The sequence below is a fragment of the Paraburkholderia bryophila genome (assembly GCF_013409255.1).
Classification (GTDB): domain Bacteria; phylum Pseudomonadota; class Gammaproteobacteria; order Burkholderiales; family Burkholderiaceae; genus Paraburkholderia.
In genome coordinates, this window is record NZ_JACCAS010000001.1 from 3,721,326 (window position 1) to 3,746,262 (window position 24,937).

Sequence of the window (24,937 nt, forward strand, 5' to 3'; positions counted from 1 at the left end):
CGGCCGTCCTCAATTGCAACTGTGATGCAAGTGCACGGAGCCTAGCACTGCGACTTCCGCGGGGGTGTGCTTGAGCGAATCGTCGCTGACTTGCGCGGCGTCGGCGATGAAATCGTCGACGATCGACGACACCTGCGTGTTGCGCAGGCACAGCGACACGCGCTGGGTTTCATTGGCCGGCAACGCGGAACGCTGACCGAGGAACAGCACGCCGTACTGATAGCCGTGGATGATCCCGCGGATCGCGCCGACACATTGACCCTGCGCGACGTTGTCGTTCTTCTGCTTGCAGGTTTGCGCGAGCGAGTAGGCGGAAAAACTGGGGTCGACCGGCGGCGCGGCTTGTGACAGCGTGGGTGACAGCGGCGCGGCCGCCTGTGCGGGTTGCGCGGGTGTTTGCGCCGGTGTTTGCGCGTGAGCGAGCGATGCGAGGCCCAGCGCGGCGGCCATCAGCAGACCCGTTGCCACGCGTGTTGCGAAGGGGGGGACGTTTCGTTGCATGTTGTGGTGCCCTCATATCGAACGTTGAATCTGATATGAGGCGATCGATGCGGTTTGGTTCCAGGCGGGCGCCGAGTTTGCCTGTTCGGGTTGTTGTCGCCGACGAGCGCACTGGCGTGCCGCGCTGTGCGTGACGAGGCGGATTGCCGGCCGCTTCGCATGGAGGTGCCGCCTGTTTGAACCGGCCTCGTGCGGTGACGCTCGACCGGGGGATCGAGACATCACCGCCGATGCCAGCGGACAGCGCACGGTAGCCGGCCGTGTCGTTGGCGAGAGTAGGGCGCGGGGGCCCCCTACCCGTGAAACGGGCGAATGCTAGTGCCCGCTTCCTCCGCCGTTGCCACCGCCGTTACCGCTGCCACCCTTGCCTCCGTGACCGCCGCCGAAGCCTCCGCCAAAGCCACCGCCGAAACCGCCACCGAAGCCACCGCCAAAGCCACCACCAAAGCCACCACCAAAGCCACCACCGAAACCACCGCCTTTGCCACTGCTTGGGCCGCCGCTGGAGCCGCCGCAACCACAGCCGCCGCTCCCGCTGCCGCTGCTGCCGCCACCGCTGCTGCTTCCACCACTGCTGCTTCCACCGCCACTGCTTCCACCGCCGCTGCTTCCACCGCCACTGCTTCCACCGCCACTGCTTCCACCGCCACTGCTTCCACCGCCGCTGCTTCCACCGCCACTGCTTCCACCGCCGCTGCTTCCACCGCCGCTGCTTCCGCCGCCGCTGCTTCCGCCGCCGCTGCTTCCGCCGCCGCTGCTTCCACCACCGCTGCTTCCGCCGCTATTTCCCTTACCGCCCGTACCGGAAGAACTTCCGCTGCCGCTACCACTGCCCGATCCAGTCGCACCACCCGCCGCACCACCCGCCGCACCGCTACCATTCGCACCCGCGCCGCTGCTGCCGCCGCTCGCCGCACCGTTGCTGCCGCTTCCGCCGCCATGATGGCCGCAGCCGGCAATATTGACGCTCTCGCAGCCTTGCTGCTGGAAGATCGCGGCCGCGTCGTCGGCGGCGGTCGTGTCGCCCGTCGCCGATTCGCCGGCAGCCATGCCGGTCGTCGATTCGCCGGCCGTCGCGCCGTCGGCTTGCGCGAGCGAACGCGTCGTGCCTTGCGTGCCGCTGGCCGGCAGCGGTGCATCGGCGAGTACGATCCACTTCGGGATCACATCGGTCGATGCCGGATAAGCGAGTTGAGTGGCCAACGCGGTGACGCCTGCTACGATTGCCGCGCTCCGCAGGACCCCGAAGTAATACCGGTTATATCTGGTGGTCTTCATCACATCTCTCCCGAGGGAACGCCGGCGCCTCGCTGCCGCCATCTCTCATGCTGATTCCGCGGCGGCGGACCTGTCTGTTGCGGGCTTCGCCGCGCCCCCGAGTCTGTTTTGCCGATACTCGTCAACGGCTCGTTTGTTGTCGTTCGAAGCGCGCGTGCGCAGCCGTTACGCCGAGATGCGCTCGCCGGTTTTTTTATCTGATTGCCCATCGGTTGCCGTGCCCGGTTGCCGGGGCGCTGGCGCTCCTGTGTCTGGACACTACTTAGCGATATCCATGCCACTGACCGCAAAGCCTTGCGGCGACAGGCGTCGAATAGGGGTATGCGATGCCGGCGTTGAAAAAACACCGGAAAACGTTTCGGCGATGAAACGCGCGGCCCCGAAACTCTGGGGACACCGCGCGATGCCGCGTTATTCGCTGCGTCCGGCGCTTTCCGGCGCGCTGTCGGCGCCGTTGCCTGGGAGCGTGCCTGCGTCGTCGCGCGAGGCGGCTTGCAGGGTGCGCAATTGATCGATGGGGATATGACAGCGGATGCGATGCGCGGCCGGTTGTCCACCGTTCACGTCGACGCCGCCGGCATCGACGAACGGCGGGTCCTGCTGTTCGCAGATCGCGCCGAGCTTGCGCGGGCAGCGCGTGTGGAACACGCAACCGGACGGCGGCGAGGCCGCGCTCGGCAGATCGCCGGACAACCGGATACGCGCGCGAGCGGGGCGGCCGGTGCCGTCAGCCTGACCGTCGTGGGTATCGAGCGTCGGCACGGACGACAGCAACGCCTCGGTATAAGGATGATGCGGCCCGTCGAACACCGCGGCCGCCGGTCCGATTTCCAGCAGTCGGCCGAGGTACAGCACGGCGATACGATCGGCCAGATAGCGCACCACGTGCAGATCGTGCGAGATAAAAACGTAACTCACGCCGCGCTCGCGCTGCAAATCGGCGAGCAGGTTGAGGATTGCGGCCTGCACGGAGACGTCGAGCGCGGAGGTGGGTTCGTCGCAGACCACCACGCGCGGTTCGCCGGCAAACGCGCGGGCAATCGCCACGCGTTGTTTGAGTCCGCCGGACAGTTGCCGCGTGCGCGAGCCGAGATAGCGCGCCGGCAAACGCACGGCGGCCGTCAGCGTGGCGAGCCGTTCGTCGATCGCGGGCCCGCGCAACGGCGTGAGCCGCGACAGCGCGCGGCCGATCAAACGCTTGACCGAATGCGCACGATTGAGCGCCGAGTCCGGATTCTGGAACACGATCTGCAGCGACTTGACCTGTTCGTCGTTGCGCCGGGTCACGCGCGCGGCGAGCGGCGTGCCGTCGAGTTCGAGCACGCTGCCGGCGTCCGGCGTGAGCAGCCCGAGCATCAGCTTGGCGAGCGTCGTCTTGCCGCTGCCCGATTCGCCGACGAGGCCGAGCGTCTCGCCGCTCGCGAGGTCGATGGAAACGTCGTCGACCGCGCGCAACGGTGCGCCGCCCACATGAAACGTCTTCGAGAGTTTGTCGGTGCGCAGCACGAGCGGGCGCGCGTTGCCGTCGAGCGACTCAAGACGGCGTTCCGACAACGGGGCCTCGGTGGCCACGACCGCCTCGGCGGCAGCGCGCGGCAATTCAAGCGCGCGTTCGTGGTAATGGCAGCGCGACATCTGATCGCCATGCGCGGCGCTCACCCGGTACGGCGGCGGCGCTTCGCGGCGGCAGCGGTCGTCGGCGAGACGGCAGCGCTCCGCGTAGATGCAGCCCTGCATGACCGAGCCCGGCAGCGGCAGGCTGCCCGCGATCGTATCGAGCCGCTCGCTGTCCTTGCTGCGCCCGGCGGTCGGCAAACAGCGCAACAGCCCGACCGTATAAGGATGACGCGGCCGCGTGAAGACGTCCTGAGTGGCACCTTCCTCGACCAGCTTGCCCGCGTAGAGCACGCCGACGCGCTCGCACATCCGCCCGATCACCGCGAGGTTATGGCTGATGAACAGCACCGCGGTGCCGAGTTCTTCGCGCAACTGCGCGACGAGGTCGAGCACTTCGGCTTCGACGGTCGCGTCGAGGCCGGTGGTCGGTTCGTCGAGAATCAGCAAGGCGGGGTTCGACGCGAGCGCCATGGCGATCACCACGCGCTGTTGCATGCCGCCCGACAGTTGATGCGGATAGCTCTCCATCACGCGCTCGGGCGCCGCGATGCGCACGCGCTGCAGCATCTCGCGCGTGCGTCGCAGCGCTTCGTCGCGCGCGACGCCGGCTGCCTCGAATGCTTCGGAGACTTGCCGCGCGATCGTCAGCGACGGATTCAGCGCGCGCCCCGGGTCCTGATAGACGATCGAAATCGCGTTCGCGCGCAGATGACGCAGCGCGTCGGCGTCGAGCTTCTGCACGTCTTCGCCGGCGATCACGATCTTGCCCGCCTTCACCTTGCCGTTGCGCGGCAGATAGCGCAGCGTGGCCATCGCGACCGTCGATTTGCCGCAGCCCGATTCGCCGACGAGGCCATACGCCTCGCCGCGTCGCACGCGAAACGACACGTCCTGCAGCACTTCGCGATCGCGTCCGCGCATTCGGTATGTCACGGTCAGGCCGACGACGGTCAGCGCGTCGGTGCGGTCGCTCTTCGACACATCGAAGGCGGGGAACGAGGAGGGCGGCGGGCCGTTCATCGGTCGAGCACGCCTTGCACGCTGTCGGCGATCAGATTGACGCCGACCACCAGAGAAGCGATCGCACCCGCCGCGAACACCACGGTCCACCAGGCGCCGCCGGCCATCAGCGTGTACGACTCGGAGAGCGCGAGGCCCCAGTCGGCGGAAGGCGGTTGAATACCGAAGCCGAGAAACGACAGCGTGGCGACCGCGAAGATCGCATAGCCGAGCCGCACGGTGGCCTCGACGATGATCGGCGGCAGCACGTTCGGCAGAATCTCAACGAACATGATGTACGGCGCGCGCTCGCCACGCAGTTGCGCGGCGGCCACGTAGTCGAGATGGCGTTCGGCGAACACGGCGGCGCGCACGGTGCGCGCGGTGATCGGCGTGAAGGTGATGCCGATCACGAGGATCACCGTGAAGTTCGACGCGCCGACCGCGGCCAGCGCGAGCAGCGCGACGATCACGAGCGGCAGCGCGAGCACGGCGTCGATCGCGCGGCCGACCACGTTGTCGACCCAGCCTTCGAAATAGCCGACGATCAGACCCAAGGTCGTGCCCGCCACGGTGCCGAGCAGCGTGGCCAGCGGCGCGATGGTCAGAATGTCGCGCGCGCCGACGATCACGCGCGAGAACACGTCGCGGCCGAGCTGGTCGGTGCCGAACCAGTGCGTGCGGTCGGGCGGCATCAGCGAGTTGAGCGGATCGGACGCATACGGATCGATCCGCACGATCCATTGCCCGGCGAGCGCGCAGACAATCCACCACGCGACGATCACCACGCCCACCACGAAAGTGGGCGAGCGCAGCAGCACGCGCAATTGATCGAAGCGCGGCTCGGCGAGCGCGCGTGGGGTAGAGGGTGTCGGCGGAACGATCGTGCTCATTCGGCGCTCCTCACGCGCAAGCGCGGATTGAGCAGCACGTGCAGTGCGTCGGCGACGAGATTCGCCACCGTGTACACCACGCCGATGGTCAGCACACCCGCTTCGAGCATCGGAAAGTCCTTAGCCTTGGCGGCGTTGTAGATCAGCGAACCGATACCCTGGTAGTGGAACAGCGTCTCGACCACCACCAGCCCGCCGATCATGTAGCCGAGCTGCGTCGCGGCCACGGTAATGGTGGGCAGCAGCGCGTTGCGCAACACGTGCCGCCAGATCACGACACGGCGCGGCAGGCCCTTGAGAATCGCGGTGCGGGTGTAGTCGGCGTCGAGCGCTTCGACGGTGCCTGCCCGCGCCATGCGCGCGATGTAGCCGAAGAACACCAGCACCAGCGGCAGCACCGGCAGAATCAGATGGCGCAGTTGTTCGAGCACGCTCGCGTCGGGCGGATAGGACGCTTCGATCGGCAGCCATTGCAGCCAGATGCCGAACACCAGAATCAGCACGATCGACGAAACGAACTCCGGCACCACGGTCGCCGACAAACCGGCAATGCTGATCGTACGATCGAGCCAACGCCCTGCGTGCATGGCGGACCACACGCCACCCGCAATGCCGAGCGGCACGACCACGATAAAAGCGAGCAGGCCGAGCCTGGCCGAATGCGCGAGCGCGTCGGCGATAAACGGCCCGACCGGTTCACGATACGCGTACGAGAGCCCCATATCGCCGCGCACGAAATGCGAAATCCACTCGACGTATTGCGTGAGCAGCGGCCGGTCCGCGCCGAGCTGATGATTGAGCGCGGCGACCGCGCGCGCATCGGCGAGCGGCCCGAGCACCGCACGGCCGATATCGCCGGGCAGCAACTGGCCGCCCGCGAACACGATCACCGAGAGCAGCCACAGCGTGATCAGCGACAAGCCCACGCGCGTCGCGAGAAAACGCACGACGCGCACCGCGTTGCCGCCGGAGGCTGAACGCGTGGGCGGGGTGGGCGAAGCGGGTGAGGTGGGCGGGGTCACCGTGGTCGACATCGTGAGCTCCTGCCGAAAACGCGCCGGCGCTTACGCGCTCAACACCGCACGGTCGAAATAGAGTTGCGCGAGCGCGGTGAAGCGCACGCCGTTCACGCCCTTACGCATCGCGATCAGTTGATCGTAGAAGAACGGAATAATGACGGGCGTTTCGTCGAGCAACAGCGTCTGGATCTGCCCGGAGATTTTCTTCTGCGTGCCGAGATCGACCGCGGCGACGAATTGCGCGACCAGTTGATCGTATTGCGGGTTCTTGAAGTGGGCGGCGTTCCAGGTGCCGGTACTGGTGAGCGGCGCATTCAGGAACACGTTCGGCACGCCGCGATGACCGTAGTCGGTGATGCCGAGCGGCGAGTCGAGCCAGTCCGATTTTCCCGGCGTGCCGGCGCCGTAATACAGCGACTGGCTCTCGACCTTCAGGTTGATGCGCACGCCGATCGCCTTCGCCGCGTTCTGCACGACGACCGCGAGATCGGGAATCTCCATGTACTTTTCGGTGGTCAGCGTGACGTCGAAGCCGTTTGGCACGCCGGCTTGCGCGAGCAGTTGCTTCGCTTTGGCGACGTCGAGCTTGCGTTGCGGAATGCCCGCGTCCGACGACGGAAACACCGGCGCGAACGGACTGTCGTTGCCGAGTTGCGCGCGACCCTTGAAGAGCCCACGCACCAGCACGTCGCGATCGAGCGACAACGCCAGCGCCTGGCGCACGCGCTTGTCCTTGAACAGCGGACTGTCGTTGCGCATGTGAATCTGCCGGTGCGCGCTCGACTTCACGCCGACGGCCTTGTATTCCGGATTGTTCAGAATGCTGGCGCCGCCCTGCACGGTGAAGGTGCCCATCACGTCCGCCTGATGGCCTTGCAGTGCGAGCAACTGCGCCTGTTCGTCGGCATAGAAGGAGAACTGTACGCGTTGCGGTAACGCTTTATCGCCCCAGTAATCCGGGTTGCGCACGAACGACGCGCCGACCTTGGCCTGATACTTTTCGAGCTTGAACGGACCGGTACCGATGAAGCTCTTTTCATAACCGCCCGCGTAATTGGCGGGCAGGATCACGGCGTTGTAATTGTCCGAGGAAACGTAGTACGGGAAGTTGCCGTTGGGCGCGTCCAGATGAAACGCGACCGTGTGGTCGTCGACCACTTTCGCGCCGCCTTTCGACAGCACGCCCTTGAGCACCGAGAGCGCTGCCGAGCCGCTCGCCGGATCGGCGAGGCGATCGAAGGTGGCGACCACGTCTTTGGCGCCGAACACCTGGCCGTCGTGGAACTTGACGTTGGGGCGCAGCTTGAAGGTCCACACGTCGCCCTTGTCGTTTGCCTTCCACGACAACGCGAGCGCCGGCTTCAGCACGAGTTTCTCGCCGTCGTCGTCGACCAGGAATTCGCCGGTCTGGTTCAGCAGCGCGAGGCTCGCGGCGTCCGTGACGGTGAGCGGATCGACCGCGCCCGCGGGCGTCAGGTGGGCCACGCGGATCGTCTGATTAGATGCGGCCGCATTGCCCTGGGCGCGGGCACGCGGTGCGTTCAGGATGCCGCCGCCCACCAGCGACAAACCGATCACGCTCGCATAGCGCAGCAGTTCGCGGCGCGTCAGGCGGCCGGCGACGAATTCGTCGAGGGCGTGGTGGCCGTACGCGTCGGCGTTTAAGCGGGCTGCGTCGAGGTCGGGGAATCGGTCCGCGGGAGTCTTCATCGATGGAGTGTCCAGTCCGTTTCTGCTGCCGGTTCTGAAGGACCGCACAAGACGCGCGCGCGCGGCGGCGTTAAGGCGGTGAAAAAAGCGCAGCGGCGTACGCGGGGTAGCAAAAAGCTGCGTAAAACGGTTTCAGTGTAAGCGATTGCTCTGCGATCCGGCGCGCTTGCCGCGCTGCCGGGTTGTGGATTGACGGATAAAAGGGCCGCTGTGTATCGCCATCACAACGTTCTGCGAAGCCGCTTGGCGACGGCTGCCGCGAGTCAATGATCGTGGGGATGCTTGTGAATCGGATCGACCCAGAATACGGTTTCCGGCGCTTCCACCGCGTCGATGTTCAGATTGACCACCACCGCCTCGTTGTCGCTGCGTACCAGCACGCATTCGAGCGGGTCGTCGGTGCTCGCGTTGATCTCCTGATGCGGCACATACGGCGGCACGAAGATGAAGTCGCCGGGACCGGCTTCGGCGGTGAACTCGAGGTGTTCGCCCCAACGCATGCGCGCCTGGCCGCGCACCACGTAGATCACGCTTTCGAGCGCGCCATGATGATGCGCGCCGGTCTTCGCATTCGGATGAATCGTCACGGTGCCGGCCCAGATTTTCTGCGCGCCGACCCGCGCGGCGTTGATCGCCGCCGCGCGATTCATGCCCGGCGTCTGTGCGGTATTGCTGTCGAGCTGATCGCCCTTGATGACCTTCACGCCGTGCTCGCGCCAATCGACCGGCGCCGCCGGCTGGTCGGCCTTGTAATGCGGATGTTCGTGATCCTGGCTCATGATGGGTCTCCTCGTGGGCGTCGGTCCCGCCGATCGGCATGGCGCCGTCCTGTATTTTTGCACGTTCGGAAACGTTCGGAAACCGGCGGGTGAATGTGCGGCTGTGCGTGCGTCCATGAATGAAAAAAGCCCGTCCACCTGGGACGGGCTTGTTCGAGTCGTTCGTCTATGAACTGCCCGCTTGGTGCATGGCACGACATAACGCGCACGACGTGCCTGCTAACGCAACGCTTACTTATGCTTCGCGTTGATCACCGCTTCGGCGACGTTGTTCGGCGTTTCGGCGTAATGCTTGAACTCCATCGTGTACGTGGCGCGACCTTGCGTGGCCGAGCGCAGCGACGTGGAGTAACCGAACATCTCCGCGAGCGGCACTTCGGCACGCACCAGCTTGCCGCCGCCACCGGCGATGTCTTCCATGCCTTGCACCAGACCGCGACGGCTCGACAGATCGCCCATCACGTTGCCCATGAAGTCTTCGGGCGTTTCCACTTCGACGGCCATCATTGGTTCGAGCAGCACCGGTTTGGCTTTACGCATGGCTTCCTTGAAGGCCATCGAACCGGCCATACGGAATGCGTTTTCGTTCGAGTCGACGTCGTGGTACGAACCGAAAGTCAGCGTCACCTTCACGTCGACCACCGGATAGCCCGCCAGCACGCCGGCCTTCAGCGTTTCCTGAATGCCCTTGTCCACCGCCGGAATGTACTCGCGCGGAATCACGCCGCCCTTGATCGCGTCGACGAATTCGTAGCCCTTGCCTTGCGCCGCCGGTTCGAGCGTCACCACCGCGTGGCCGTACTGACCGCGCCCGCCCGACTGCTTGACGAACTTGCCTTCGACGTCTTCGACCTTGTTGCGCACCGTTTCGCGATACGCGACCTGCGGCTTGCCGACCGTGGCTTCGACGCCGAACTCGCGCTTCATCCGGTCGACCAGAATTTCCAGGTGCAGCTCGCCCATCCCGGAGATGATCGTCTGGCCGGATTCCTCGTCGGTCTGCACGCGGAACGACGGGTCTTCCTGCGCCAGACGGTTCAACGCAATGCCCATCTTTTCCTGGTCGACCTTGGTCTTCGGCTCGACGGCCTGCGAAATCACCGGCTCCGGGAAGATCATCTTTTCAAGGATGATCACGTGGTTCGGATCGCACAGCGTGTCGCCCGTGGTCGCTTCTTTCAGGCCGACGGCCGCGGCGATGTCGCCCGCGTAAACCTCTTTGATTTCCTTGCGCTCGTTGGCGTGCATCTGCAGGATCCGGCCAAGGCGTTCCTTCTTTTCCTTGATCGCGTTGTAGACCGTGTCGCCCGAATTCACCACGCCGGAATAGACGCGGAAGAAAATCAGCTGGCCGACGAACGGGTCGGTCATGATCTTGAAGGCGAGCGCCGAGAACGGATCGGTGTCGGTCGGATGACGCTCGATCTCCTTGTCGTATTCGTCGTGGCCCTTGATGGCGGGCACGTCGACCGGCGACGGCAGATAGTCGATCACCGCGTCGAGCATGGCCTGCACGCCCTTGTTCTTGAACGCGCTGCCGCACAACATCGGCACGATTTCATTGGCGATACAGCGGGTGCGAATGCCGTGCTTGATTTCCTCTTCGGTCAGCGTCTCGCCGCCGAGGTATTTCTCGAGCAGTTCCTCGTTCGCTTCCGCCGCGGCCTCGACCATCTTGTCGTGCCATTCCTTCGCGGTGTCCGCGAGTTCCGCCGGGATATCGCGGTACTCGAACTTGATGCCCTGGTTCTCTTCTTCCCAGTAGATCGCCTTCATCTTGACCAGATCGACCACGCCCTGGAAGTGATCTTCCGCGCCGACCGGAATCTGAAGCGGCACCGCGACGCCCTTCAGGCGATCACCGATCTGCCGCTGCACGCGGAAGAAGTCCGCGCCGACGCGGTCCATCTTGTTGACGAACGCAATGCGCGGCACCTTGTACTTGTTCGCCTGACGCCAGACGGTTTCGGATTGCGGCTGCACGCCGCCGACCGAGTCGTACACCATGCAGGCGCCGTCGAGCACACGCATGGAGCGCTCGACTTCAATCGTGAAGTCGACGTGTCCCGGCGTGTCGATGATGTTGATCCGATGCTCAGGGTAGTTGCCGGCCATGCCCTTCCAGAAAGCGGTGGTCGCCGCCGACGTGATGGTGATGCCGCGCTCCTGCTCCTGTTCCATCCAGTCCATCGTTGCCGCACCGTCGTGAACCTCGCCGATCTTGTGGGTCACGCCTGTGTAGAACAGGATGCGTTCAGTGGTGGTGGTTTTGCCGGCGTCGATGTGAGCGCTGATGCCGATATTCCGGTAGCGCTCGATGGGAGTCTTGCGGGGCACGTGAACCTCCTTGGAATGGCGCGCCAGAAACACTTGCCGGGGGGCAGTCTTGTGCTACCCGGCAAGCTGGGTGCTGCTTTACTAAGATTACTAGGATAGCGCGTCGGCCCGGCTTTTGCAGGAATCTTGCCAGGCAGGTCAACGGCCTTGCCGGCGGGGTTCCGGCGGTTGCTGTCCAAACGCGTGGCTACGATATGGGGACACGCGGCCAATAAAAAAGCCGGTGCCTGTTTTGCAGGCACCGGCTTTTTCGAAAGCGGTGGGATCGACCGGCGGCGCTAACCACCGCGATCGAGGTAATCGATGTGATCGATCCGGTGGCTTATTGCGCGGCCGGCAAACCCTGGATCTTCATCCCCGGCTTGATGCCCTTCGATGTGAACCAGCCTTTGCTCATTTCCAACGCGTACATGCCGTTGTTCTTCGGGCAGTGATTGTCGGTGGTCTCGGCCTGCATTTCGTCGATGTCGGTGACCGTGCCGTCGGCGCGCATGAACGCGATCGACAACGGGATCAACGTGTTCTTCATCCAGAAGCAATGCACGGCTCGTTCGTTGAAGACGAACAACATGCCTTCGTTCGGCGCGAGGGTCGTGCGATACATCAAACCTTGCTCACGGTCCGCGTCATTCGAGGCGACCGCCGCGTCAATCACGAACATGCCGGCGGTCAGCTTGGCGCGCGGAAATTCGCTGGGCTGCTTCGCACCGGGCGGCATGTCCTGCGCGTGAGCCGGGGCGGCGGTGCTGGCGGCGAACGAAAGCGCGGCGAGCGGCAGTGCAACGGCAACAGCGAAGCGCGCAATCAACGAGCGCATGGGAAATCGCACGGCATGACTCCTTGCTGGAATTTAACCCGCGAATGTTACGCGAGCGCGTCAAAAACAAAAAGGCAGATCGCCTTGCGGTGATCTGCCTTTCAACGCCGTAAGAACGGCAATGAAGCTAGTTCTTGACTGCGTTTTTACAAACTTACTCCGAAGCGCCCGAAGCTGCTGCTGCAGCAGCTGCCTTCTTGTGCGACTTCTTGTGCGTTGCTTTCTTCGTGGTCTTCTTTGCCGACGAAGCAGCTGCTGCCGGAGCTGCCGAAGCTGCCACCGGTGCCGAAGCTTGTGCGAATGCTGCCGTTGCGAAGAGGCCAGCGACCAGAGCGGCGATCAGTTTGTTCATTTTGTGAATCCTCAGCTTTAGTAAATTAACCAAATGACCCGGTTATATGTAGAGTCATGTCGGTAAACGTGCCATCCACCTTTCGGTTGACAGCGCATCGAACAAATTTTTCGACGCGTCTGTTTAGCGCTCAGACTCCCCGCGTCGTCCGCGTGAGCGGCTTGTGCAAAGGCCCTTAAGGCTGAATGCCGGATAGCTTCGGGCGGCATCTGCGTCGAATAACGCGTGAGCTCACAGTGCGGTTGACGTAATTTTTCTGAAAAATTTATAGGCCGTTAAGCTGAAGCAAATAGATTAGCGCGAGCGTGTTGCGAGCTCACTTGTTTCACGCTTTTTTAATGACGGTTTCACGCGATTATTTGTTTGCGGATACAACGAGTTAGTCTTCTTATCCACAGCGTGTGAGTCAGGCTCGATGCGCGGATTCGATGCCTGCGTTCGATGTCCGCGTTCGATGCGTCAGGCGACACCTTCCCATGGCGCCTTCAGCGGCAATTCGACGCTTTGCCCCGGTTGGAGTCCGAGTGAAAGAATGTCGAGCGCGCCGATGCCCACGCGCACGAGACGCAGTGTCGGGAATCCGACCGCGGCCGTCATGCGGCGCACCTGGCGGTTCTTGCCTTCGGTGATCGACAACTCGATCCACGTGGTGGGGATCGCGGCGCGATAGCGGATCGGCGGCGTGCGGGTCCACAGTGTGTCGGTCGGTTCCACGTAGTCGGCGCGGCAGGGCTGCGTCACGTAGTCGCCGAGGTCGACGCCGCGCGCGAGCTTCTTCAACGTGGCGGGGTCCACCGCGCCTTCCACTTGCGCCCAATAACGTTTGACGAGCTTGTGACGCGGTTCGGCGATGTGGGCTTGCAATGCGCCGTCGTCGGTGAGGAGCAGCAGGCCTTCGCTATCGGAATCGAGCCGGCCCGCCGGATAGACGCCCGGCACCTTGACCCAGTCGGCCAGCGACGCGCGCGTCTCGTGAGGGGAAAACTGGCAGATGGTGCCGAACGGTTTGTTCAGAGCGAGCAGACGCATGGAGGGGGCAGGATAAAAGTCACGCTGAGTCACGCGGCGCGAGTGGGGCGGCGGGCCGTGCCGCTTAAGCCTGGCAGGGCGTTTGGCCGGATAGTCAATGGCGGGATGATAATGCATAATGCGCGGCGCTAAGCCTCTTGTCTTATATAAGACATAAGACCTATGCCTCGCCGATTAGCGTGCCGCGAACATACCAACAACGTGCCGTCATGTTGGAAAACCCCGAGCCGCAGCGGCCGTGTTGCGCCGGCTGCGTGGGCTAGAATAACGGCCAGGCCGCTTGCAGGCGTCCGGCATTGCGCGTAGCGAGGAAGCGCCCATTTTCGCAGTCTCCCATCAGCTTTCAGCCTAGCCTTCACTGGAGTCCGATCATGCCGTATCAGCACATCAAGGTCCCCACCGACGGTGACAAAATCACCGTCAACGCCGATTTCTCGCTCAACGTTTCCGACCAGCCGATCATTCCGTTTATCGAAGGCGACGGCACGGGTCTCGACATCACGCCGGTGATGATCAAGGTGGTGGATGCCGCGGTAGAAAAAGCGTACGCAGGCAAGAAGAAAATCCACTGGATGGAAATCTATGCCGGCGAGAAGTCGACCAAGGTGTACGGTCCGGACGTGTGGCTGCCGGAAGAAACGCTGCAGGTGCTCAAGGAATACGTCGTGTCGATCAAGGGGCCGCTCACCACGCCGGTCGGCGGCGGCATCCGTTCGCTGAACGTCGCGTTGCGTCAGGAGCTGGATCTGTATGTGTGCCTGCGGCCGGTGCAGTATTTCAAGGGCGTGCCTTCGCCGGTGCGCGAGCCTGAGAAGACCAACATGGTGATCTTCCGCGAGAACTCGGAAGACATCTACGCCGGTATCGAGTGGGCCGCCGAGTCGGAGCAGGCGAAGAAGGTCATCAAGTTCCTGCAGGAAGAGATGGGCGTGAAGAAGATCCGCTTCCCGAACACGTCGGGGATCGGTATCAAGCCGGTGTCGCGCGAAGGCACCGAGCGCCTGGTGCGCAAGGCAATCCAGTACGCGCTCGACAACGACCGCCGCTCGGTCACGCTGGTGCACAAGGGCAACATCATGAAGTTCACCGAAGGCGCGTTCCGCGACTACGGTTATGGACTGGCGCAGAAAGAGTTCGCCGCGGAACTGATCGACGGCGGCCCGTGGATGAAGATCAAGAATCCGAAGACGGGTAGCGATATCGTCGTTAAAGATGTGATCGCGGATGCGTTCCTGCAGCAGATCCTGTTGCGTCCAGCCGAATACGACGTGATCGCCACGCTGAATCTGAACGGCGACTACGTGTCGGATGCGTTGGCCGCGCAAGTCGGCGGGATCGGTATCGCGCCGGGCGCGAATATGTCGGATTCGGTCGCGATGTTCGAAGCCACGCACGGCACCGCGCCGAAGTACGCGGGCAAGGACTACGTGAATCCGGGTTCGGAAATTCTCTCGGCAGAAATGATGTTGCGCCACCTCGGCTGGTTCGAGGCGGCGGAACTGATCATCAAGTCGATGGAAAAATCCATTCTGCAAAAACGCGTCACCTACGACTTCGCGCGCTTGATGGAAGGCGCGACGCAGGTGTCGTGTTCGGGTTTCGGTCAGGTGCTGATCGAGAATATGTAAGCGCGGTGGGAGCGCCTCGCGCGTTCCGCAGCGGTCCGGCAAACCCCGATGGGCACGATGTGCCGTCGGGGTTTTTGTTTTTCGGGGAGCGGCGGGGCGAGAGGGCGGACTCTAAAGATGCAGCGCGCATCAAAGCGATCAGTCGTCCGATAATTGGGATGCCCGCGACTCGTGCGTCGGCCCCAAAAAAAGAAACCCGGCACGAAGCCGGGTTTCAAAGGACGGGTAACGAACCGTATCAGGCAGGTGCCTGGATGTTCGATGCCTGTTTGCCTTTCGGGCCTTGCACGACCTCGAAGGTCACCTTTTGGCCTTCCTTGAGGGTTTTGAATCCATTCATCTGGATGGCCGAGAAGTGTGCAAACAGATCCTCACCACCTTCGTCAGGCGTGATGAATCCGAAACCTTTTGCGTCATTGAACCATTTGACCGTACCGTTTGCCATTCCAACTTCCCCTGTAACTCATGTCACTACCACGAGCCCTCGAAAAGCTCGACGACCGCGCGAGCAGCCGCTCCCTCCTCACAAGCTCACCATCGGCATTTTTTCGATTTATGGCTCAGTGAAAAAAGTGCCAGCTTGATTGTTGAGGCTCTTTATTCGAGTGTCAAGAAAATTTTGAGACGCTAGCTGAGGCGTTGCAAACAGGCGCTTTCCAGGGTTTTTCCCGCTTTCGTTATGTGCGGTTGCGCAAGCGGGCTGTCTTGAAAAGTCGCATAATCGACTCACATGCTGTTCTGCGGGTCGCCCGCCGCCGATTGGCACGGGGCGAGCCTTCCAGCCAGCTCCGGCAGGTTGTGCGATACTCGATCCGACTGCGGTGCAGCAAGGCCGCGAAGCATCAGGATAGGGGCCGGCTCCGCAAACGGCTCGTCGAATGGCGCACGCATGGCGGGTAGTTACTCATCAGGCGGTGGCGAACGGGCTCACCGGCCGGTCGGCCGGGTTTTGACAGGATTGCGGGCCTGTCCTAGTTGTTTAGAATGGGTGTATGGCGATTATCCCGGACAAGCAGGACGGCACCGTACTGGAGCGGCAGGAGAAGAAACTCAAGCCGCCGTCCATGTACAAAGTGGTGCTGCTGAATGATGACTTCACGCCAATGGAATTTGTCGTGATGGTCGTGCAGGAATACTTCAATAAAGATCGTGAAACCGCAACACAGGTTATGTTGAAGGTGCATCGCGAAGGCAGGGGAGTTTGTGGGGTCTATACGCGGGACATCGCGTCGACCAAAGTCGAGCAAGTCGTTACCCACGCACGGCAGGCCGGGCATCCGCTGCAGTGTGTGATGGAGGAAGCATGATTGCCCAGGAACTGGAAGTCAGCCTGCACATGGCGTTCATGGAAGCACGCCAGGCGCGGCACGAGTTCATAACGGTCGAACATCTTTTGCTGGCACTGTTGGACAATCCGACAGCGGCGGAGGTGTTGCGTGCATGCGCGGCCAATATCGAGGATCTGCGCCAGAACCTGCGCAACTTCATACATGACAACACGCCGACCGTGCCTGGCACGGACGACGTCGACACGCAGCCCACGCTGGGTTTCCAGCGTGTGATCCAGCGCGCGATCATGCATGTACAGTCCACCTCGAACGGCAAGAAGGAAGTAACCGGCGCGAACGTGCTGGTTGCGATCTTCGGCGAGAAGGATTCGCATGCGGTGTACTACCTGCAACAGCAGGGCGTGACGCGTCTGGACGTGGTCAATTTCATCTCGCACGGCATCGCCAAGACGAGCAGCACGGACGCCGCGAAAGCGAGCGACGCGAATGCCGAGTCCGACGAAGCCGCCGCGCAGAAGGAAACACCACTCGCCCAGTTCACGGCGAACCTGAACCAGATGGCGAAAGACGGCCGCATCGATCCGCTGATCGGGCGCGAGTCGGAAGTCGAGCGTGTGGTGCAGGTGCTGTGTCGCCGGCGCAAGAATAATCCGCTACTGGTTGGTGAAGCGGGCGTCGGTAAGACCGCGATCGCTGAAGGCCTTGCATGGCGAATTACGCGCGGCGAAGTGCCCGACATCCTCGCGGATGCTCAGGTGTACTCGCTCGACATGGGCGCGCTGCTGGCCGGCACCAAATATCGTGGCGACTTCGAACAGCGTCTGAAGACGGTCCTCAAGGAATTGAAGGAACGTCCGCACGCGATTCTGTTCATCGACGAAATTCATACGCTGATCGGCGCGGGCGCTGCATCGGGCGGCACGCTGGACGCGTCGAACCTGCTGAAGCCGGCGCTGTCGTCGGGCACGCTCAAGTGCATCGGCGCGACCACGTTCACCGAATATCGCGGCATCTTCGAAAAAGACGCGGCACTGTCGCGTCGTTTCCAGAAGGTCGACGTGACCGAGCCGACCGTCGAGCAGACGGTAGCGATTCTGCGTGGCCTGAAGTCGCGTTTCGAAGAGCACCACGGCGTGAAGTATTCGTCGGGCGCGCTGTCGGCGGCGGCTGAGTTGTCGGCACGCTTCATCACGGATCGTCACTTGCCGGACAAGGCAATCGACGTGATCGACGAAGCGGGCGCCGCGCAACGCATCCTGCCGAAGTCGAAGCAGAAGAAGACCATCGGCAAGAACGAGATCGAAGAGATCATCTCGAAGATCGCCCGCGTCCCGCCGCAAAGCGTGTCGCAAGACGATCGCAGCAAGCTGCAAACGCTGGATCGCGATCTGAAGAGCGTGGTGTTCGGGCAAGACCCGGCTATCGACGCGCTGTCGGCCGCGATCAAGATGGCGCGTGCGGGTCTCGGCAAGCTGGACAAGCCGATCGGCGCGTTCCTGTTCTCCGGTCCCACGGGCGTCGGCAAGACGGAAGTGGCGAAGCAGCTGGCGTTCACGCTGGGCATCGAGCTGATTCGCTTCGACATGTCGGAATACATGGAGCGTCATGCGGTCAGCCGCTTGATCGGCGCGCCGCCGGGCTACGTCGGTTTCGATCAGGGCGGTCTGCTGACCGAAGCCGTCACGAAGAAGCCGCATTGCGTGCTGCTGCTCGACGAAATCGAGAAGGCGCATCCGGACATCTACAACGTGCTGCTGCAGGTCATGGACCACGGCACGCTGACGGATAACAACGGCCGCAAGGCGGATTTCCGCAACGTCATCATCATCATGACGACGAACGCGGGCGCCGAGGCAATGGGCAAGTCGGTGATCGGCTTCACGAATCGTCGGGAAACCGGCGACGAGATGGTCGACATCAAGCGCATGTTCACGCCGGAGTTCCGTAACCGTCTGGACGCAACGATCAGCTTCCGTTCGCTCGATGAAGAAATCATCATGCGCGTGGTCGACAAGTTCCTGATGCAGCTGGAAGATCAGTTGCACGAGAAGAAGGTCGACGCGCTCTTCACCGACGCGTTGCGCGCGCATCTCGCCAAGCACGGTTTCGATCCGTTGATGGGCGCACGGCCGATGCAGCGTCTGATCCAGGACACGATCCGTCGTGCGCTGGCCGACGAGTTGCTGTTCGGCAAGCTGATGAACGGCGGCCGCGTATCGGTCGACGTCGATGCGGAAGACAAGGTGCAGTTGACCTTCGACGAGCATCCGGCGCCGCGCAATCCGAATCCGGAAGCGGTCGAAGTCGAGTAAGTTTCAGGCGTTACTACACGGCTAAGCCAGGCAAAAAAAACGGCGCGGGTTTTTAACCCGCGCCGTTTTTTTATGTGCGCCCCGGTTTCGGTGCCGGTTGGCGACTACGCGCTCAATGCTTGCCCGTGCTACCGAACCCACCCGCACCGCGATCGCTCGTCTCGAAGTCGTCGACGATATTGAACTCGGCTTGCACGACCGGCACGATCACGAGTTGTGCGAGGCGTTCCATCGGATTCAGCACGAACGTGGTCTCGCCGCGATTCCACGTCGAGATCATCAACTGACCTTGGTAATCCGAATCGATCAGGCCGACCAGATTGCCCAGCACGATGCCGTGCTTATGTCCCAAGCCCGAGCGCGGCAAAATCAACGCCGCATAACCCGGATCGCCGACGTGAATCGCCAGCCCGGTCGGCACCAGCGCCGTCTGGCCGGGTTCGAGCGTCAGCGGTTCGTCGAGGCACGCGCGCAGATCGAGGCCGGCGCTGCCGGTCGTGGCGTAGGCCGGGAGTTGGTCGCGCATGCGCGCATCGAGAATCTTGAGGTCGAGTTTCATGCAGGTTGGAGAGGGTGGAAAGTAGAGGTTAGGACTCAATGCGCCAATTGGAACGCATCGGCAAGGAGTTCATAAGAGCGCCGGCGGGCGCGATAGCTGCCCGCCACGGTCAGCACGATCAGCTCATCGGCCTGGAACTGCTCCTGCAGCGCATGCAGGCGTTCAGTGACGATCTCCGGCGTACCGACAATGCTGCGCGGCCGTTCCCGCGCGATCACCAGTTGCTCGCGCTCGCCGTACTCCTGCGCGACGCCTTGTTCGATCGACGGAATGGGTTCGTTCAGGCCGTACGCCATTTGCACGCGGCGCAGATCGACGGCTTTTTCCAGATCGGCGGCTTCCTGTTCGGTGTCCGCGCAGATCACGAAAACTGCCGCAGCGAGATAAGCCTGCTGCGCTTCCCGACTGGCCTTGAAGCGCTCACGATAGGCCAGCGCCACCTGATGCCCGAAATGAGCGTTGATGAAATGCGCGAACGCGAAGCGAATGCCGAGTTGCGCAGCGAGCAAGCCGCCGAATTCGCTCGAGCCGAGCATCCACAGTTGCGGGCGCGTCTCGATCTGGGGCTGCAGCAGCACGCCGTGTGCGACGTGATCGTCGGGCAGCGTGCCGTGCATCAGCCCGACCAGATCCGCGACCTGCTGCGGGAAAATATCGCCGCGGTTGTAGTCGCCGGCCGCGACCGCTTGCGCGGTGCGCATGTCGCCGCCCGGCGCGCGTCCTACGCCGAGGTCGATCCGATTTGGAAACAGCGCCTCGAGCATCATGAATTGCTCGGCGACTTTGAACGGACTGTAGTAAGGCAGCATCACCCCGCCGGAGCCGAGGCGAATGCGCTTGGTCACACTGCCGAGGCGCGCCAGCACCACTTCCGGGCAAGGATTCGATACGCCGCGCAAGCCATGGTGTTCGGCGCACCAGTAGCGCGTGTAGCCGAGGTCGTCGGCGAGTTGCGCGAGTTCGACGGTGGCGGCGATTGCGTCCGCCACCGAGTGCCCGGCGATCACGGGCGTTTGATCGAGCACGGATAGTAGCGTCATGTCGGCACGGCTCCAGATGAATCACGTCGCTGCGCGTTGACCTCCTGAAGGCGAACTTGCCGGGAGGTCAAACGCGAGCGGCGTTCAGCGAATCAGACTTGAATCGGCCAAGCGCTTCGCGATCTCCGCGATCAGCGTGCGCGCGAGCGTCTGCTTGTCGGCGCGCGGCAGCTTGGTGGCGCCGCTGGCTTCGAACAGGATCACTTCATTGTCGTCGAGACCGAAAGTCAGCGGGCCGAGATTGCCGATCAGCAGCGGCACATTCTTGCGCGCGCGCTTTTCTTCGCCATGCACTTCGAGGTCGCCGCTTTCCGCCGCGAAGCCGACCGCGAACGGCGGATGCGGCAGCTTCGCAACCGTGGCCAGAATGTCCGGATTCTCGATGAACGTGAAGGTAGGCAGTGTGCGCTCGGCGGTCTTCTTGATCTTGTGCTCGCTGGCGTGATCGGCGCGCCAGTCGGCCACGGCGGCCACGCCGATAAAGATGTCGGCCTCCGCGACCGAGCGCATCACCGCATCGTGCATTTGCTGCGCGGTTTGCACGTCTTCGCGGAACACGCCCCACGGCGTTTCCAGCGCGACGGGGCCGGCCACCAGATGCACCTCGGCGCCGGCCTGTTGCGCGGCGCGCGCCAGCGCGAAACCCATCTTGCCGCTCGACCGGTTGGTGATGCCGCGCACCGGATCGAGCGGTTCGAAGGTCGGTCCGGCAGTCAGCAACACGCGCCGGCCGGCCAGAATCTTGGGCGAGAAAAACGAGGCGATCGCTTCATACGTGGCGGCCGCTTCGAGCATGCGCCCGTCGCCGATTTCGCCGCACGCCTGGGGGCCGGAGTCGGGGCCCAGCACCTGCACACCGTCCGCGCGCAGTTGCGCGACGTTGCGCTGCGTGGCCGGGTTCTGCCACATCTGCCGGTTCATCGCCGGTACGACCAGCAGCGGACAATCGCGCGCCACGCACAGCGTGGACAGCAGGTCGTCGGCCATGCCGTGTGCGAGCTTGGCGAGGAAGTCGGTGGAGGCGGGCGCGATCACGATCGCATCCGCTTCACGCGACAGATCGATGTGCGCCATGTTGTTCGCCATACGCGCGTCCCACTGGCTCGTGTAGACCGGACGGCCCGAGAGCGCCTGCATGGTGACGGGCGTGATGAACTGTGTGGCCGCTTCGGTCATGACGACCTGCACGGTCGCACCGGCCTTGGTCAGCAGACGCGTGAGTTCGGCGATCTTGTAGCAGGCAATGCCGCCCGTCATGCCGAGGACGAGATGTTTTCCTGCAAGTTCTGCGGTTGCCAACGAAGCCTCCGACAAAGCGTGGTGGCGGGCGGCGCGGTGAGGCATTGCACCCCGGGCCGCCGCGTCTTTCGAACCGGACCCCGGCGCGCGGATTCTGACGAACCCAGGCGCCGGCGTCTGCGGCGTTAGCGTGACGCGCCGCGGACGCGCCGCAACTCGTCGAGCACCAGCAGGATCGCGCCGACGGTAATCGCGCTGTCGGCGAGGTTGAATGCCGGCCAGTGCCACGTGCGCACGTGAAAATCGAGGAAGTCGATCACGTGGCCGTACGCGAGCCGGTCGATCACATTGCCGAGCGCGCCACCGAGAATCAGCGAGAGCGCCGTGCAGAACATCTTCTGCCCGCCGTGGCGCTTGAGCAGATAGCAGATCACGAGCGCCGCGATCACGCCGAGCGCGGTGAAGGCCCAACGTTGCCAGCCGCCGGCCATGGCGAGGAAGCTGAACGCCGCGCCGCGGTTGTACACGAGGATCAGGTTGAAAAACGGCGTGATCTCATGCGGGACACCGTACGCGAACACCTTCTGGATCGCGATCTTGGTCAGCTGATCGAACAGGATCACGATCAGCGCGACGCCCAGCCAGGGCGCCAGCGAACTATGGCCGCTCGATGCTTTGGACAGGGTTCGTGCCATTATGCCGCGCTCCTCGTTTCACCGTCGCCGAACAGATTGCTGAAGCAGCGGCCGCACAGCGTGGGGTGATCGGCGTGCGCGCCGACGTCCTCGCGGTAGTGCCAGCAGCGCTCGCATTTCAGATACTTCGACGCGATCACTTCGACGCCTTCTTCCGCTTCGCTCGCGACCTTCACGACATTCGCCGCCGACGTGATCAGCACGAACTTCAAGTCTTCGCCGAGGCTCGCGAGCACGTCGTAACGCGCGCCGCTCGCGCGGATTTCGACTTCCGCCTGCAGCGACGAACCGATCAGGTTCGCGCCGCGGGCTTCTTCCAGCGCCTTCGTCACGTCGCCGCGCGCGGCGCGCAGCAGCGTCCACTTGTCGAGCAGTTCGCCCGCTTGCGGCACGGCCGGGAACGCGTGATACGTCTCGGTGAAGATGGTTTCGCTATTCGGCTGGAACACCTTCCACGCTTCTTCGGCGGTGAACGACATGAACGGCGCCATCAGGCGCAGCAGGCCGTGTGCGATGTGATACAGCGCGGTCTGTGCCGAACGGCGCGCGACCGAATCCGCCGCGGTGGTGTACAGGCGATCCTTCAGCACGTCGAGGTAGAAGCCGCCGAGGTCTTCCGAGCAGAACGTCTGTAGCTTGGCGACCACCGGATGAAACTCGTACTTGTCGTAGTGCGTGAGGATGTCGTTCTGCAGATTCGCCGACAGCGCGACCGCGTAGCGATCGATCTCGAGCCAGTCTTCGACCGGACGCGCGTGCTGCGCGAAATCGAAGTCCGACAGGTTCGCGAGCAGGAAGCGCAGCGTGTTGCGGATCCGGCGATAGCTTTCCGTGACGCGCTTCAGGATTTCTTCCGATATCGCCAGTTCGCCCGAGTAGTCGGTCGACGCGATCCACAGGCGGATGATTTCCGCGCCGAGGCGGTTGGCCACTTCATGCGGGTCGATCCCGTTGCCGAGCGACTTGCTCATCTTGCGGCCTTCGCCGTCGACGGTGAAGCCGTGGGTCAGCAGCGCGTTGTACGGCGGACGGCCGTCGAGCATCGAGGCGGTCAGCAGCGACGAATGGAACCAGCCGCGGTGTTGATCTGAGCCTTCCAGATACAGATCGGCCGGGAATTGCAGTTCGTCTTTATGCGAGCCGCGCAGCACATGCCAGTGCGTGGTGCCGGAATCGAACCAGACGTCCAGCGTGTCGCGGTTCTTTTCGTACAGGTTGGCTTCGTCGCCGAGCAGTTCGCGCGGGTCGAGCGTTTGCCACGCTTCGATACCGGCCTTCTCAACGCGTTGCGCGACTTCTTCGAGCAGTTCCACCGTGCGCGGATGCAGCTCGCCGGTTTCCTTGTGCACGAAGAACGCCATCGGCACGCCCCATTGGCGTTGACGCGACAGCGTCCAGTCCGGGCGGTTGGCGATCATGCTGAACAGACGCTGCTTCCCCCACGCCGGATAGAACGCGGTGTTTTCGATGCCTTCCAGCGCGGTTTCACGCAGCGTCTTGTCGCTGTCGTTCGGCTTCACGTCCATACCGGCGAACCATTGCGAGGTAGCGCGGTAGATGATCGGCGTCTTGTGGCGCCAGCAATGCATGTAGCTGTGCGTGTACTTCTCGGTACGCAGCAGCGAGCCGGCCGTTTGCAGGGCCTCGACGATTTGCGGATTGGCTGCCCAGATCGACAGGCCGCCGAACAGCGCGAGCGATTCGATGTAGCGGCCGTCGCCCATCACCGGGCTGATGATGTCGGAATCGGCCATGCCGTGCGCCTTGCACGACACGAAGTCTTCCACACCATATGCCGGCGACGAGTGCACGACACCCGTACCGGTTTCGGTCGTCACGTAGTCGCCGAGATAGACCGGCGCGGTGCGCTTGTAAGCCGGATGCGCGGCCGCGAGCGGGTGATTGAAGCGCAGGTTGACGAGCTTCGCGCCCGGCGCCGTGGCGACGATCGTGCCTTCCAGACCGTATTGCTTCAGGCACGCTTCAACGCGCTCTTCCGCGAGGATCAGCAGACCGCGCGGCGTATCCACCAGCGCGTAGACGATTTCCGGATGCAGGTTCAGCGCCTGGTTGGCGGGGATGGTCCACGGCGTGGTGGTCCAGATCACGATGCCGCCTTCTTCGCGCGGCAGTGCGTTCAAGCCGAAGGCGTGCGCGGTCTTTTCCGGTTCGGCGAAGCTGAACAGCACGTCGATGGTCGGATCGTTCTTGTCCGCGTATTCGACTTCCGCTTCAGCCAGCGCCGAGCCGCAGTCGAAACACCAGTTGACCGGCTTCAGACCACGGAACACGTAGCCTTTTTCGAGGATCTTCGCGAGCGCGCGGATTTCGCCGGCTTCGTTCGTGAAGTTCATGGTCTTGTACGGATTGTCCCAGTCGCCGAGCACGCCCAGACGACGGAAGCCGATCTTCTGCTTCTCGATCTGTTCGGTCGCGTAGGCGCGCGCCTTCTGCATCACTTCAGCGGCCGGCAGCGATTTGCCGAACTGCTTTTCGATCTGGATTTCGATCGGCATGCCGTGACAGTCCCAGCCCGGCACGTAGACCGCGTCGAAGCCTGCCAGATTGCGCGCCTTGACGATCATGTCCTTGAGGATCTTGTTCACCGCGTGACCGAGGTGGATGTCGCCGTTCGCATACGGCGGCCCGTCGTGCAGGATGAACTTCTTGCGGCCCTTGCTGGCGGCGCGGATCTTTTCGTAGATCTTGCCTTCCTGCCATTCCTTGACCCATTGCGGCTCGCGCTTGGGCAGGTCGCCGCGCATCGGGAACGGCGTGTCGAGCAGGTTGACCGGATAGCGTGACTGCGGTTTCGAATCGGCTTTCTTGTTGCTCATGATGTGG

At 63.2% G+C, this 24,937-nt stretch carries 21 protein-coding genes; 4 read left to right on the forward strand and 17 right to left on the reverse strand.

Annotated elements, in window-relative coordinates; genetic code table 11:
- Positions 1-9 precede the first annotated feature (9 nt).
- The gene (locus GGD40_RS16650; RefSeq protein ID WP_179703243.1) at positions 10-501 is read right to left on the reverse strand and encodes a hypothetical protein; all 492 of its coding nucleotides are present in this window, start codon (positions 499-501) and stop codon (positions 10-12) included.
- 293 nt (positions 502-794) lie between these two features.
- The gene (locus tag GGD40_RS16655; protein WP_218900908.1) at positions 795-1,442 is read right to left on the reverse strand and encodes a hypothetical protein; all 648 of its coding nucleotides are present in this window, start codon (positions 1,440-1,442) and stop codon (positions 795-797) included.
- A 20-nt stretch (positions 1,443-1,462) separates the two neighbouring features.
- Between GGD40_RS16655 and GGD40_RS36680 the strand changes: the two genes are divergently transcribed.
- Positions 1,463-1,687: a hypothetical protein gene (locus tag GGD40_RS36680; protein WP_218900910.1), complete on the forward strand. Its 225-nt coding sequence runs from the start codon at positions 1,463-1,465 to the stop codon at positions 1,685-1,687.
- Between the two features lie 503 nt (positions 1,688-2,190).
- Here the strand turns inward: GGD40_RS36680 and GGD40_RS16660 are convergent.
- The 9 genes from GGD40_RS16660 to GGD40_RS16700 form a co-directional block, all read right to left on the reverse strand.
- Positions 2,191-4,416: an ABC transporter ATP-binding protein gene (locus GGD40_RS16660; protein WP_179744287.1), complete on the reverse strand. Its 2,226-nt coding sequence runs from the start codon at positions 4,414-4,416 to the stop codon at positions 2,191-2,193.
- A complete protein-coding gene (locus GGD40_RS16665) occupies positions 4,413-5,288 on the reverse strand; it encodes an ABC transporter permease (RefSeq protein ID WP_179703246.1) in 876 nt (291 codons plus the stop codon). Before GGD40_RS16665 ends, GGD40_RS16660 begins: the two co-directional genes overlap by 4 nt.
- The gene (locus GGD40_RS16670) at positions 5,285-6,322 is read right to left on the reverse strand and encodes an ABC transporter permease (RefSeq protein WP_179703247.1); all 1,038 of its coding nucleotides are present in this window, start codon (positions 6,320-6,322) and stop codon (positions 5,285-5,287) included. The genes GGD40_RS16665 and GGD40_RS16670 overlap by 4 nt, the downstream gene beginning before the upstream one ends.
- A gap of 30 nt (positions 6,323-6,352) precedes the next feature.
- Positions 6,353-8,017: an ABC transporter substrate-binding protein gene (locus GGD40_RS16675; RefSeq protein WP_179744288.1), complete on the reverse strand. Its 1,665-nt coding sequence runs from the start codon at positions 8,015-8,017 to the stop codon at positions 6,353-6,355.
- A 263-nt stretch (positions 8,018-8,280) separates the two neighbouring features.
- Positions 8,281-8,796 carry a cupin domain-containing protein gene (locus GGD40_RS16680; protein ID WP_179703249.1) on the reverse strand — a complete coding sequence of 172 codons (516 nt, stop codon included), beginning with the start codon at positions 8,794-8,796 and terminating at the stop codon, positions 8,281-8,283.
- A gap of 231 nt (positions 8,797-9,027) precedes the next feature.
- On the reverse strand, positions 9,028-11,133 hold the full coding sequence (fusA, locus tag GGD40_RS16685) for an elongation factor G (protein ID WP_179744289.1): 2,106 nt from the start codon (positions 11,131-11,133) through the stop codon (positions 9,028-9,030).
- A 322-nt stretch (positions 11,134-11,455) separates the two neighbouring features.
- The gene (locus tag GGD40_RS16690) at positions 11,456-11,962 is read right to left on the reverse strand and encodes a DUF192 domain-containing protein (RefSeq protein ID WP_111929581.1); all 507 of its coding nucleotides are present in this window, start codon (positions 11,960-11,962) and stop codon (positions 11,456-11,458) included.
- A 142-nt stretch (positions 11,963-12,104) separates the two neighbouring features.
- The gene (locus tag GGD40_RS16695) at positions 12,105-12,302 is read right to left on the reverse strand and encodes a hypothetical protein (protein ID WP_179703250.1); all 198 of its coding nucleotides are present in this window, start codon (positions 12,300-12,302) and stop codon (positions 12,105-12,107) included.
- A gap of 459 nt (positions 12,303-12,761) precedes the next feature.
- Entirely contained in the window at positions 12,762-13,331 is a 570-nt protein-coding gene (locus GGD40_RS16700) for a pseudouridine synthase (RefSeq protein WP_179744290.1), read from the reverse strand.
- Between the two features lie 371 nt (positions 13,332-13,702).
- On the opposite strand from GGD40_RS16700, the gene icd reads away from it, so the two are divergent.
- Positions 13,703-14,959, forward strand: a complete 1,257-nt coding sequence (gene icd, locus GGD40_RS16705) for an NADP-dependent isocitrate dehydrogenase (protein ID WP_035548103.1) — start codon at positions 13,703-13,705, stop codon at positions 14,957-14,959.
- A 238-nt stretch (positions 14,960-15,197) separates the two neighbouring features.
- Here icd and GGD40_RS16710 read toward each other — a convergent pair whose 3' ends face one another.
- Complete coding sequence (locus GGD40_RS16710) at positions 15,198-15,404, reverse strand: cold-shock protein (protein ID WP_179703253.1); 207 nt, start codon at positions 15,402-15,404, stop codon at positions 15,198-15,200.
- Positions 15,405-15,951: 547 nt separating this feature from the next.
- Here GGD40_RS16710 and clpS point away from each other — a divergent pair.
- A complete protein-coding gene (gene clpS, locus GGD40_RS16715) occupies positions 15,952-16,266 on the forward strand; it encodes an ATP-dependent Clp protease adapter ClpS (protein WP_012434130.1) in 315 nt (104 codons plus the stop codon).
- A complete protein-coding gene (gene clpA, locus GGD40_RS16720) occupies positions 16,263-18,560 on the forward strand; it encodes an ATP-dependent Clp protease ATP-binding subunit ClpA (RefSeq protein WP_179703254.1) in 2,298 nt (765 codons plus the stop codon). Before clpS ends, clpA begins: the two co-directional genes overlap by 4 nt.
- 112 nt (positions 18,561-18,672) lie before the next feature.
- Here clpA and dut read toward each other — a convergent pair whose 3' ends face one another.
- From dut to ileS, 5 genes are all read right to left on the reverse strand, one after another.
- Positions 18,673-19,119, reverse strand: coding sequence for a dUTP diphosphatase (dut, locus tag GGD40_RS16725; protein WP_035548097.1), 447 nt, complete (start codon positions 19,117-19,119; stop codon positions 18,673-18,675).
- 35 nt (positions 19,120-19,154) lie between these two features.
- A complete protein-coding gene (locus GGD40_RS16730) occupies positions 19,155-20,159 on the reverse strand; it encodes an LLM class flavin-dependent oxidoreductase (protein ID WP_179744291.1) in 1,005 nt (334 codons plus the stop codon).
- 84 nt (positions 20,160-20,243) lie between these two features.
- Complete coding sequence (gene coaBC / locus GGD40_RS16735; protein ID WP_179744292.1) at positions 20,244-21,458, reverse strand: bifunctional phosphopantothenoylcysteine decarboxylase/phosphopantothenate--cysteine ligase CoaBC; 1,215 nt, start codon at positions 21,456-21,458, stop codon at positions 20,244-20,246.
- Positions 21,459-21,583: 125 nt separating this feature from the next.
- The gene (gene lspA, locus GGD40_RS16740; protein ID WP_035548088.1) at positions 21,584-22,093 is read right to left on the reverse strand and encodes a signal peptidase II; all 510 of its coding nucleotides are present in this window, start codon (positions 22,091-22,093) and stop codon (positions 21,584-21,586) included.
- Positions 22,093-24,930, reverse strand: coding sequence for an isoleucine--tRNA ligase (gene ileS, locus GGD40_RS16745; RefSeq protein WP_179744293.1), 2,838 nt, complete (start codon positions 24,928-24,930; stop codon positions 22,093-22,095). Before ileS ends, lspA begins: the two co-directional genes overlap by 1 nt.
- Positions 24,931-24,937: the final 7 nt, after the last annotated feature.